10 protein-coding genes are annotated in these 11,548 nt (G+C 71.8%); 6 read left to right on the forward strand and 4 right to left on the reverse strand.

The features are described 5' to 3' along the window. Nucleotides 1–48 precede the first annotated feature (48 nt). A complete protein-coding gene (locus tag ABZ135_RS34640; protein ID WP_356701637.1) occupies nt 49–1,878 on the forward strand; it encodes an LCP family protein in 1,830 nt (609 codons plus the stop codon). A gap of 97 nt (nt 1,879–1,975) precedes the next feature. Here ABZ135_RS34640 and ABZ135_RS34645 read toward each other — a convergent pair whose 3' ends face one another. Then, the gene (locus tag ABZ135_RS34645; RefSeq protein ID WP_356701639.1) at nt 1,976–2,983 is read right to left on the reverse strand and encodes a glycosyltransferase family 2 protein; all 1,008 of its coding nucleotides are present in this window, start codon (nt 2,981–2,983) and stop codon (nt 1,976–1,978) included. Between the two features lie 222 nt (nt 2,984–3,205). On the opposite strand from ABZ135_RS34645, the gene ABZ135_RS34650 reads away from it, so the two are divergent. Further along, nucleotides 3,206–4,582, forward strand: a complete 1,377-nt coding sequence (locus tag ABZ135_RS34650; protein WP_356701641.1) for an LCP family protein — start codon at nt 3,206–3,208, stop codon at nt 4,580–4,582. 40 nt (nt 4,583–4,622) lie between these two features. Here the strand turns inward: ABZ135_RS34650 and ABZ135_RS34655 are convergent, their stop codons facing one another. Further along, nucleotides 4,623–5,156: an acyl-CoA thioesterase gene (locus tag ABZ135_RS34655; RefSeq protein WP_356701643.1), complete on the reverse strand. Its 534-nt coding sequence runs from the start codon at nt 5,154–5,156 to the stop codon at nt 4,623–4,625. A gap of 173 nt (nt 5,157–5,329) precedes the next feature. On the opposite strand from ABZ135_RS34655, the gene ABZ135_RS34660 reads away from it, so the two are divergent. Then, a complete protein-coding gene (locus ABZ135_RS34660; protein ID WP_356701656.1) occupies nt 5,330–6,571 on the forward strand; it encodes an LCP family protein in 1,242 nt (413 codons plus the stop codon). On the opposite strand, the gene ABZ135_RS34665 is transcribed toward ABZ135_RS34660, so the two are convergent. Beyond that, the gene (locus ABZ135_RS34665) at nt 6,555–8,144 is read right to left on the reverse strand and encodes a hypothetical protein (protein WP_356701645.1); all 1,590 of its coding nucleotides are present in this window, start codon (nt 8,142–8,144) and stop codon (nt 6,555–6,557) included. The genes ABZ135_RS34660 and ABZ135_RS34665 overlap by 17 nt on opposite strands. Nucleotides 8,145–8,402: 258 nt before the next feature. Here ABZ135_RS34665 and ABZ135_RS34670 point away from each other — a divergent pair, with 258 nt between their 5' ends. The 3 genes from ABZ135_RS34670 to ABZ135_RS34680 are packed head-to-tail and all read left to right on the forward strand — an operon-like array spanning nt 8,403 to nt 11,229. Continuing rightward, the gene (locus tag ABZ135_RS34670) at nt 8,403–8,876 is read left to right on the forward strand and encodes a hypothetical protein (protein ID WP_356701647.1); all 474 of its coding nucleotides are present in this window, start codon (nt 8,403–8,405) and stop codon (nt 8,874–8,876) included. 7 nt (nt 8,877–8,883) lie between these two features. Further along, nucleotides 8,884–10,695 carry an alpha/beta hydrolase gene (locus ABZ135_RS34675; RefSeq protein ID WP_356701648.1) on the forward strand — a complete coding sequence of 604 codons (1,812 nt, stop codon included), beginning with the start codon at nt 8,884–8,886 and terminating at the stop codon, nt 10,693–10,695. Further along, entirely contained in the window at nt 10,696–11,229 is a 534-nt protein-coding gene (locus ABZ135_RS34680) for a hypothetical protein (RefSeq protein ID WP_356701650.1), read from the forward strand. A gap of 67 nt (nt 11,230–11,296) precedes the next feature. On the opposite strand, the gene ABZ135_RS34685 is transcribed toward ABZ135_RS34680, so the two are convergent. Further along, on the reverse strand, nt 11,297–11,548 hold a 252-nt coding region (locus ABZ135_RS34685), incomplete at its 5' end, for an acyl-CoA dehydrogenase family protein (RefSeq protein WP_356693835.1).

An 11,548-nucleotide genomic window follows, 5' to 3' on the forward strand; every position in this document is an offset into this window, starting at 1 on the left:
CGGCGGAGCCGGGACTTGGGGCGCACCTGAGTGACGAGGAGACCAGGGGTGGGACAGAACGGCGTGGGTGGGGAGGGGACGCGGGAACGCGTCACGCACCCCCGCGACTTGGGCTGGGACGAGAGTCTCTACGAGGACAGGGCCGGCGACACCGGTCCGGGCGGACGCCCGGGCCGCACCGTGCCCCGCTCGCGCCGCGCGCGGGGCGGCTCCTTCGACGACGGGACCGCCGCCGGCGACGGCGGCGACTCCGGTCAGGAGGCCGGTCAGGGAGCCGGTCACGGCGCCGACGGAGGCGGTCGCGGAGGGGGCGACGGCGACGCCGGCACCCGCCGGGGCCACCGCCGGAGCGGGCCGCGCCGGCGGGCCAGGAAAGCGGGCAAGCGCAAGGTGCTGCGCTGGGTGGCCGCGACGCTGTCGCTGCTGATACTCGGCACGGCGGGCGCCGGATACCTGTACTACAAGAAACTCAACGACAACCTCCGCGGCGGCAGCCGCGCGGGCGGCGACAGCGGCGTGGAGAAGGCCAAGCCGAACGCGCTGGGCGACACCCCGCTCAACATCCTCCTCATCGGCTCCGACAGCCGCAAGGACGACAAGAACGTCGCCCTCGGCGGCGGCAAGGACCAGCGGGACCGCAAGCCGCTCGCCGACGTGCAGATGCTGCTGCACGTCTCGGCGGACCGCAAGAACGCCTCGATCATCTCCATCCCGCGCGACACGGTCGTCCCCATCCCCAAGTGCACGGACGGCGGGCAGACCTACCCGGCCACCACCAACCGGCCCATCAACGAGACGCTGAGCCGCGGCGGCCCCGGCTGCACCCTGACCACCTGGGAGACGCTCACCGGGGTCTACATCGACCACTGGATGATGATCGACTTCGCGGGCGTGGTGGCGATGGCCGACGAGGTCGGCGGCGTCCCGGTCTGCGTCACCACCGGCGTCCACGACAAGTCGACCCGGGACCAGAAGGGCGGCTCCGGCCTGAAGCTGCCCAAGGGCACCACCGAGGTCAAGGGCGAGCAGGCCCTCCAGTGGCTGCGCACCCGGCACGCGTTCGGCAGCGACCAGAACCGCGCCAAGGCCCAGCACATGTACATGAACGGCATGATGAAGAAGCTCCAGGAGCAGAACGCCTGGACCGACACCGGCCGGCTCATGGGCCTCGCGGACGCCGCCACCCGGGCACTGGTCGTCTCCGACGAGATCAAGTCGGTGAAGCGGCTCTTCGACCTGTCGATGCAATTGAAGAACGTGAAGCTGGACCGGCTCACGACGGCCACCGTGCCGACGCAGCCCTACCCGGGCAACCCGAGGGCGTGGCTCCAGATGGTCCCGTCCTCGGCCGACAAGATGTGGTCGATGCTCCGCGAGGACGTCGCCTTCGACAAGAACGGCGACCCGGCCGACGCCAAGCCCAAGCCGAGCGCCTCCGCGAAGCCGTCGGCGACCGCCGAGGCGCCCGGCTCCTTCCCGGTCACGGTCGTCAACGGCACCGCCGGCGACGGCCAGGCACCCGCCGAGGGCCGGGCCGGTTCGATCGCCGAGAAGCTGAAGGGCAAGGGCTTCACCCGGGCCGACGCCTCCCGGGACGCCCAGCCGCGCAAGGACAGCGTGGTCCTCTACCCCAAGAGCGCCGGCGACCAGGGCAAGGCGAACGCCCTGTCCGTGGCCACCTCGCTCGGCCTGCCGGCCACGGCGGTCCGCCCGGACGCCAAGGTGTCGGACATCACGCTCGTGATCGGCTCGGACTGGCGCGAGGGCGGCACGTACAAACGGCCGACGGTCGAGGCGGGCGACCTGCCCGAGGGCGCGTCCAGCAAGACCGCCTGCATGGACGTCTACTCGGTCTACCGCTGGGACGGCAAGAGCTGACCCGCTGACCGGCGCCGGGACACGGCGGTGGCGTACGACGGTGGCCGGGCCCCAGGGAGGGGCCCGGCCACCGTCGTACGACGAACGTCTCCGGCCGCTACGCCGTGACCGCCTCGCGCCTGCTCGCGATGACCTTCCGGGCCAGGGAGCGGGGGCTGGTGAGGAAGCCGAAGCCCCACGACATGTGCATGGTCGCCAGGGCCACCGGGATCTGCAGCCGCGCCTTCAGGGACAGGCCCTTGCCCGCCGGGACGGAGCCCAGGGTGATGGCGGCCAGATAGCCGGCCGGGACCAGCAGGCCGAGCGGGGTGAGGGTGGCCCCCACCACGACGCCTGCGGCGATCGCGCAGACCGCGACCGGCGGCGCCAGATAGCGCAGGTTGATCGAACCCTCGTGGTAGCGGGCCACCACGTGCCGCCAGCGGCCGTAGTCCTTGTACTGCTTCGCCAGCGCGCGGACGCTCGGCCGCGGCCGGTACCGCACGCGCAGCTCCGGCGAGAACCAGATCAGACCGCCCGCCTCGCGGATGCGGAAGTTCAGCTCCCAGTCCTGGGCGCGGATGAACTCCTCGTTGTAGCCGCCCTGCTGCTCCAGGGCCTCCCGGCGGAACACGCCCAGATAGACCGTCTCGGCCGGGCCCGCCGCGCCGCCCGTGTGGAAGGACGCGTTGCCCACACCGATCCGGGAGGTCATCGCGGCGGCGACCGCGTCCTCCCAGGCGTTCTCGCCCTCGGCGTGCATGATGCCGCCCACGTTCTGCGCGCCCGTCTCCTCCAGGAGACGGACGGCGGTCGCGATGTAGTTCGGCGACAGCATGCCGTGACCGTCGACGCGGACCACGATCGGATGGCGGGAAGCCTTGATCGCCGCGTTGAGGGCGGCCGGGGTGCGGCCCGTCGGGTTCGGCACGGTGTGCACCCGGGGGTCCTCGCGGACGAGCTCGGCGGCGATCTCGTCGGTGCGGTCCGTGGACGGGCCGAGCGCGATCACCACCTCCATCTCGCCGTCGTACTCCTGCTCGAGGATGTGGCGGACCGAGTTGCGCAGATGCCGCTCCTCGTTGAGGACCGGCATGATCACGGAGACAGGGGGCGTGGCGTTCATCGTCCGCCACGTTACCGCGAACGGGGGACACGAACGCGCGCCTCCGGTCCCGATGCGGTGTGGCGCTGATCGTATGGGCCTACGGTGCTCACGGTCCCCCCTGTCCCACCGCGGAGGTGTCCCCCGGTGCCCACACCGCCCCGCACGCCCCGTCCGCCTCGGCTCCCGGCCCGCCCCGCACCGGTCCGCCGGCGGCGCCGCCCCAGACGGCCCCGGTGGGGAATGCGGATGGCGACCACGCTCTCGGTGGTGGTGCTCGCCGCCGGAGGCATCGGGCACGCGGTGGTGACCGGCCTCGACACCGGCATCACCCGCGTCGACCCCTTCAAGGACATGAAGAACCGCCCCCAGGCCGGACACGGGATGAACGTCCTGGTCGTCGGCACCGACGGCCGCGACCGGATCACCGAGGAGGAACGCCGGAAGTACCGGCTCGGCGGCGCCCCCTGCCACTGCACGGACACCGTCCTGCTCGTCCACATCTCCGAGGACCGCGAGCGGGCGAGCGTGGTGTCGCTCCCCCGCGACTCGTACGCCGAGATGCCCGCGCACACCGACCTCACCACCGGCCGCCACCACGACGCGCACCCGGTGAAGCTGAACGCCGCCTACGCCGAGGGCGGGCCCGCACTGACCGTACGGACCGTCGAGTCGATGACCGGCGTGAAGATCGACCACTACCTGGAGGTCGACTTCACCAGCTTCATGAAGACGGTCGACGCGGTCGGCGGCGTGCGGATCTGCACCGCCAAGCCGCTCAAGGACTCCTACACCGGGCTCGACCTCGCCGCCGGACCGCACGAGCTCGACGGCGGGCAGGCACTCCAGTACGTGCGCGCCCGCCACGTCGACGGAGCGGCCGACATCGGGCGCATGCAGCGCCAGCAGAGGTTCCTGGCCGCGCTCATCGACCGCATCACCAGCAGCGGCGTCCTGCTCAACCCGGTGCGGTTCCGCCAGGTCGCGGCGACCACGCTGAGCTCCGTGCGGGCCGACGAGGGCTTCGGTACGGAACAGATGCTGGCCCTGGCCAAGGCGATGCGGGGCTTCACACCGGCGTCGTCGGAATTCGTGTCCGTGCCCCTCGGCGACATGAGCTACCCCGTGAAGGGCATCGGCTCGACCGTGAAGTGGGACGCGGCGAAGGCGCAGAAACTGTTCCAGTCGCTGCGCGAGGACCGGCCCCTCGCCCCGGCCCGGCCACCCGCCACCCAGGGGCCGCGCCCCGTCGACGTGGACGTCGCGCCCCGGACGATCCGGGTCCAGGTCTACAACGGCACCCGCACGGACGGGCTCGGCGGCCGGGTCGACGCGGCGCTGCGGGGCACCGGCTTCGACACGACCCGCGCCCCGAGGACCGCCGGACCGAACCGGGCCCACCCGCGCACCCTCATCGAGTACGACCCGGGCTGGGACCGCTCGGCGAAGTCCCTGGCCGCCGCCCTCCCGGGCGCCGAACTGCGCCCCGTACAGGGCCAGGGCGGCACCCTGCGGGTGACGGTGGGCGCGGACTACCGGGGCGTCACACCGGTGCGGGCACGGGAGACCCAGAAGGGCCCGTTCGACGCGGTCACCGGCGACCAGGTGACATGCCCGTGATTTTGTGGCTCGGTTCGCCGGGTACTCGGGCCGGGGCCGGTCAGTCCGGGTAGCCCTCGGCCGCGCGGCGTTCGCGGAGGTCCATGATCGCGCGGCGGCGGGCCAGGCGGTGGGTGCGGCGGATCTGGGCCTCCTGGTAGCGGCGCTTGTCCTGCTCCGTCTCCGGGATGACCGGCGGGACCCGCCGGGGCTTGCCGTCCGCGTCGACGGCCGCGAAGACGAGGTAGGCGGAGCCGACCTGGGTCGCGGGCGTGGACTCGTTCCAGCGCTCGGCCATGACCCGGACGCCGACCTCCATGGAGGACCGGCCGGTCCAGTTGACCTGGGCCTTCACATGCAGCAGATCGCCGATCCTGACCGGCTCCAGGAAGGCCATCTCGTCCATGGAGGCGGTGACGGCGGGACCGCCCGAGTGCCGGCCCGCGACCGCGCCCGCCACGTCGTCCACCAGCTTCATGATCACGCCGCCGTGCACCGTCCCCAGAAGGTTGGTGTCGTGGCTGGTCATGATGTGGCTGAGGGTGGTGCGGGACGCCGAGGTGGGCTTGCCCGGGATGTCGCCCTGATCTGTCATGCCCTCTACCTTATGCCCGGCCCCCGGGCCGGTCGCGACGCCGTCCGCTTTGCATCAGCTTGGCAACAGCGCCGACCCGATTCCCCACCCGCCCTGTCGGGCCGGCCGGGCGGAACGGCAGACTGTTCCGCATGAATGAGTGGCCCGACGCCCAGCCCGAGGGGCCTCGCCGGATGCGCCATGTGCGGCGTCCGCAGGTCCCCCCGCAGCAGCAGCCGTACCCGCAGGCGCAGCAGCAGCCGCAGTACGACCAGGGCTACAACCCCAACTTCACGCAGGCCCAGGCGTCCGGTTACGACTCCGGCTACAGCAGCGGCCAGGTCTACGGCGCCCCGCAGGGCCCGGGCGGCGGCCGGGGCGCGCAGGGCGGCGGCCACGGCACCGTACCGCCGCAGTACTCGCCCCGCCCCGGCGGCGCGCCGGGCTCCCCCGCACCCGACTGGCGCCGCCGGATCAAGGTCGGCTCGGCCGTCCTCGTCGTCGCGGTGCTCGCCTGGGGCGTCGGCACCTACGCCTGGGCCAGCTCGCAGATGCGGAACGAGGTCGATCTCGCCAAGGTGATCGAGCGGCCCGCCGAGGGCGACTGCACCACGTATCTGATCGTCGGCTCCGACAGCCGCGAGGGCATGTCGGCCGAGGAGAAGAAGAAGCTGCACACCGGCTCCGCCGAGGGCAAGCGGACCGACTCGATGATGATCCTGGCGGCCTGCTCCAGCGGGAACACGATGATCTCGCTGCCCCGCGACTCGTGGGTGACGATCCCGTCCTTCGTGGGCTCGGAGTCCGGCAAGCAGTACGGCGCGCGCGGCGGCTCCAAGCTGAACGCGGCGTACGCGATGGACGGCCCCGAGCTGCTCGTCCGCACGGTCGAGTACAACACCGGGCTGCGCATCGACCACTACGCGGAGATCGGCTTCGCCGGCTTCGCGAACATCGTCGACGCCCTCGGCGGTGTCGAGATGAACATCGAGAAGGGCTTCAAGGACAAGAAGTCCGGCGCCGACTTCCAGGCCGGGCAGCAGACCCTGAACGGCGAGCAGGCCCTCGCGTTCGTGCGGACCCGCTACGCCTTCGCCGAGTCGGACCTGGCGCGGACCAAGAACCAGCAGAAGTTCCTGTCCGCGCTGGCCAACCAGGCCGCGACGCCGGGCACGATCCTCAACCCGTTCACGCTGTACCCGACGCTGGGCGCGGGCCTGGACACGCTGATCGTGGACAAGGACATGTCGCTCTACGACCTGGCGAAGATGTTCTTCGCGATGAAGGGCATCAGCGGCGGCGACGGGAAGTCGATGAACATCCCGATCAGCGGCGGCGCACCGCAGGGCTCCCTGAAGTGGGACATGCCGAAGGTGAAGCAGCTCGTCAAGGAGATCCAGAACGACGAGCCGGTGACGGTCACCTCGGACCGCTGACCGCCCCGGCGGCGCCCGCCCGACCGGGCGCTTGGCCGGTCGCCTGGCCGACCACTTCGTCGACGACCTCGTAGAGGACCCGGCCGTCCGGGCCCCGGCCCGCCTCGCGCAGGGCGGGGTCCCCGGCCGGGAGCCCGCCGCGCGAGGGCCGCTGGAGCACCCACCGCACGTCGTAGCGGCGCAGGACGGCCAGGCGCTCCTCGCGCGGGGTGCCGGGGGCGAAGTAGCGCTCGGTGTCGGCGTCGCGCCGGTCCTCGTCCGGCAGGAAGAAGTCCGGATAGCCGGTCCCGACGGTGTAGCCGCCGTACGCGGGCAGGGTGATCGCCGCCCCCTGGTCGCCGGTCAGCACGACGTCCCCGTACGCGGTGTACCGGGTCGTCCACGCCGGCGGCTCCCAGACCTTCCAGGCGCCGGCGGTGACGGCCGCGGGCAGCGCGTCCTCGCGGACGACGAAGGTCACCGCGTCGCGCTGCGCCCACAGGCCTACCGCGAGAGCCGCGGTCAGCACCGCGGCGAACGCCGCGCGGAAGCGGCGCGCGCCGCTCTCCAGGACGCACAGCGCGGCGGCGATCTGCGCGGGCATGACCACCGCGGGCTCGGTGCGGCCGAGCGACCACTTGTCGAGCGCCGCGCCGGCGGCGACCGTCACCAGGCCGAGCGCGAACCAGACGACCAGCGGGTCGCGCCGGTCCCGGCGCAGCCGCAGCGCCAGGGCCAGCACACCGAGCGGGACGAGGCCGAACCGGACCAGGGTGTGCTGGTAGAGCGGTTGGTGTATCTCCTCGAGACCGCCCGCGCCCAGCAGTGCGAAGAAGGAGTAGTACGGCCAGACGGCGAGGATCGCGAGCCCCACGGCGAGGGCGGCGGCGAGCCGCGGCAGCAGGACCCGGGCGGAGCCGGCGCGGGCCGTGACCAGGACACCGAGGGCGCCGAAGGTGAAGACGACACCCGTGAACTGGTGGCTCAGCGTCAGCACCGCCCAGAGCGCGCCCAGGCCCGCGTAGGCGGCGAATCCGGTGTCGGGGCGCCGCAGGGCGTGGGTGAGCAGGGCGAGGAGGAGGAAGCCGAGGCCGGTGGCGAAGGTGCTCGGGTACGAGGCGTTCGCCGAGAGGGAGGTGAGGCCGAGGAAGCCGCTCCATATGAACGGCTTGACGCCCCACAGCAGCAGCAGGCACAGCACGGCGAGCGGCGGCGCGGCCGGGTGCGGGCTGAGGGTGCGGACGAACTGCCGTACGCCGAACGCCAGGAGGAGCAGGCCGACGACCGCGGCGCAGCGCAGCACGTCGAAGGTGTCCAGGCCGGTCGCCTTGGCGAAGAGGGCCAGGCAGACCGTCCAGGGCGAGTAGTACGGGCTGTCGGTGGGCGAGTCGACCATCGGGTTGCCGGGGTGGACCAGGTCGTGCCGCAGCCGCTCGACGGTGGCGGCGTGCACGCCCATGTCGCCGATCCACGGCAGCCGCACGATCATCAGGACCGCGCCGGCGGCGAGCAGCAGGATCGCGCCCCGCAGCGCGGTGAGCAGCCGGCCGGAGTCGAGCGGTCGGAAGCGGGGCATGGCGGACTCGCCGGTCATCGGTGGTGGCCTCACTGGGTCGGACGGACACGGGCACGACCGCCCGGAAACCCCAGGACCTGCGGCCCGTCCCCCACGGTACCGCCGACGGGAACACGCTCTCGACGCACTCCTGTCCGGTTTCCGCGCCGAAGTGTTCGGTGAGTGTCCGGTTTCGCCTCCCCGGGGGCGCCGAACCCGGGAGTATGGCGGCGGGTCCCGGGAGGCTCCCGGGATCGGGAAACGACGCGGACACGGGGAAACGGGGAGGTTTCACGTATGGCGTGGGACGAATGGGAGCAGCTCAAGGCCGAGGTGGTGGCGGGACGTTCCGAGGAGCACTCCCCCTCGATGCGGCTGAACCAGTTACCGGCCGACCCGGGAGGCGGCGCCCCGGCCGGCGGGGCCTCCGAGGAGCTGAAGACGGAGAAGCGGGCCTGGGTGAAGGCCGGTGAGGGCGTCTCGGGTCTCAAGGCCGATGTCGCCAAGGCGTTATCGGCGCTCGACTGCGGACAGGCGGGGCTGGGTGACACCGGCGGCTGCCAGAGCGCGGCGGCGCAGAAGGAGTTGTACGACTCCTGGAAGAAGTACGTGGGTGACGTGAGCGGCCGCTGCGAGGCGCTGGGCGGACTGCTGCAGACGTCGGGGCACGACCTGTCGAAGCCCGACCAGGCCCTCGTCGGGGAGCTCGGCGGCCTCACGGCGAAGTACGCGGACACCGCGCCCGTCGGCGGCCAGGCGCAGGGACGGTGACGGGACCGTGGACCTGCAGACCCTGAAGGGCTTCAAGCCCACGGAGTACGAGGAGGCCGCGGACGGCTACCGGGCCGTCGGCGCCATGGCCGGCACGGCCAAGGACGTGATCGACAACCAGGTCTCCGCGGGCATCCGCGCCCAGCTCAAGGGCGAGGCGGCGACCGCCGCCCTGGCCGAGCTCAAGGAACTGTCGAAGAACTTCCACTACGCGCAGACCGAATGCGGCCTGGTGAGCACCGCCCTGAACGGTTTCGCCTTCGACATGGCGGCGGCCAAGAAGAAGCTGGACGCGGCGATCGAGGACGCCCACGCCGCCGGCTGCACGGTGCACCCGGACGGCTCGGTCGGCTTCCCGGCCGGCGCGAAACCGGGCGCCGACAAGCCGGCCGACGGCGGGACGGTGACCGGCAGCGCCGGTGGCGGCAGTCCCACGGCGGACGCCCTGGAACGCCAGGCCGTCAACATCCACCCCAACCCGCACTACGGCAAGGCGCTCGCCTTCGCGGACCGGATCGCCGAGGCGCTGAAGGAGGCGACGGACGCGGACGCCAAGTGGGCGCCGAAGCTGCGGGCACTGAAGGCGGACGACGACCTGAAGGTCTCGGACGGGGACTGGGCCGACGCCCAGTCGGACATGGGCGGGACCCGCGAGGCGGGCAACAGCTATCTCGCCTCCCTGCCGCAACCGCCCAAGGACGGCAGCCCGAAGGACAACGCGTCGTGGTGGAAGGGGCTCACCGAGGAGCAGCAGGCGGCCTGGCTGTCCCTGCGTCCCGACACCGTCGGCGCGCTCGACGGACTGCCGTCGCCGGTGCGCGACGAGGCCAACCGCGTCGTCCTCGCGGAGAAGCACGGCCAGTACCAGACGGAGCTGAACTCCATCCCGAAGCCGCCGGCCAACGAGTGGACGTGGATCACGGCGGGGAGATTCCCGGTGAAGGTCCACACCGACGAGTGGATGGAGTGGCACCGGCAGTACGGGGACCGCTACGAGCAGCTCAACAAATCCCTGAACGGCATGAACGCGATCCAGGCGCGCTTCGACAGGACGGGTGAGCGGGGGCTGCCCGAGGCGTATCTGCTCGGCTTCAACGCGGAGGGCAACGGCCGGGCGATCGTCGCCAACGGCAACCCCGACACGGCCGACCACCAGGCGGTCTACGTGCCGGGCACGACCTCGAACCTGGGCAGCGTCGGCGGGGACATCGGGCGGATGGAGAACGTCTGGCGGGTGGCCGCCGGTGCGAACAACGGCTCGGTCTCCACCATCACCTGGCTCGGTTACGACGCCCCCCAGGACATCGTCAAGGACGCCCCTTTCAGCCACTACGCCAATGACGGTGCCCCCGCGTACAACCGCTTCATGGACGGCCTCGACGCGTCGCGCGCGGTCGACTCGGAACCGCACCGCACGGCGATCGGCCACTCGTACGGCACGACCCTCATCGGCTCGGCGGCCCGACAGGGCCATCTGAACGCGGACGACGTGATCCTGGCCGGCAGCCCCGGCGTGCAGGTGCCCAAGGCCGAGCAGATGGACGTGCCCAAGGGTCATGTCTGGAACCAGGAGGCCAAGGGGGACCCCGTCCCGGACATCGGCCGGTTCGGACACGGCGGGACCGACTGGGACGGCCCGTGGACGATCCCCAGTGACCAGCGCTTCGGTGCCAACCAACTGGCCACGGACACCGAAGGCCATAGTGACTACTGGAAGGAAGGCACCGAGAGCCTCCGGAACCAGGGCCTCGTGGTCGCCGGCAAGGGCGACAACGCGGACCTGAAGCCGCCGCCGAACCCCACTCCTGGAGTGCGCTAGATGAAGATCAACCCGGGTGCGTCCGCGCTCCTGGCGTCCCTCGTCCTCTCGACCCTCACCGGATGCAGCATGACTGACACCCACGAGTCCGACAGCCTCCCGTCCGCCGGCACCAGCACCACCAGTCAGGCGGCCGACCAGGCGGAGAAGGTCTCCAGCGAGCTCTTCGACCTGATCGGCCTGAAGGGGACGACGACCAAGACCAGGGCCGGCGTCTCGGAGTGCTCGGACAAGGACCCGGAGAAGTACTTCACGGTCTTCCACCCGTGGACCTTCACCCCGGCCTCTCCCGAGCAGCTCGACGGCGTCATGGAGCGGCTCAAGGAGGAGATGCCGAAGCACGGCTGGAAGATCGTCGCCTACGGCCCCGACAACAGCAAGAACCAGAACGTCACGATCACCGCCGACCACGACGCGAAGAAGTACGGCGTCAAGATCGCCCACTTCGCGAAGGACGCCCGGCCGAACCTCAACGTGTTCCTCACGTCCGGCTGCTACCAGGTGCCGGACGGCGAGAAGGTCGAGCGCTTCTGAGCGGCCCCCGCCCGCACCACGGCCCCCGGCGCTTTCGTGCCGGGGGCCGTGGGGTTCCGTAAAGGTCCTACGGGAGGTTGCGGGCCATGACGATGCGCTGGACCTGGTTGGTGCCTTCGTAGATCTGGGTGATCTTGGCGTCGCGCATCATGCGCTCGACGGGGTAGTCGCGGGTGTAGCCGTAGCCGCCGAGGAGCTGGACGGCGTCGGTGGTGACCTCCATCGCGACGTCGGAGGCGAAGCACTTGGCGGCGGCGCCGAAGAAGGTCAGGGCCTCCCCGTCACCTCCGGCGGAGACGCGCTCGGACTTGGCGGCGGC

It is taken from the genome of Streptomyces sp. NPDC006339 (assembly GCF_040612775.1).
Lineage (GTDB): Bacteria > Actinomycetota > Actinomycetes > Streptomycetales > Streptomycetaceae > Streptomyces.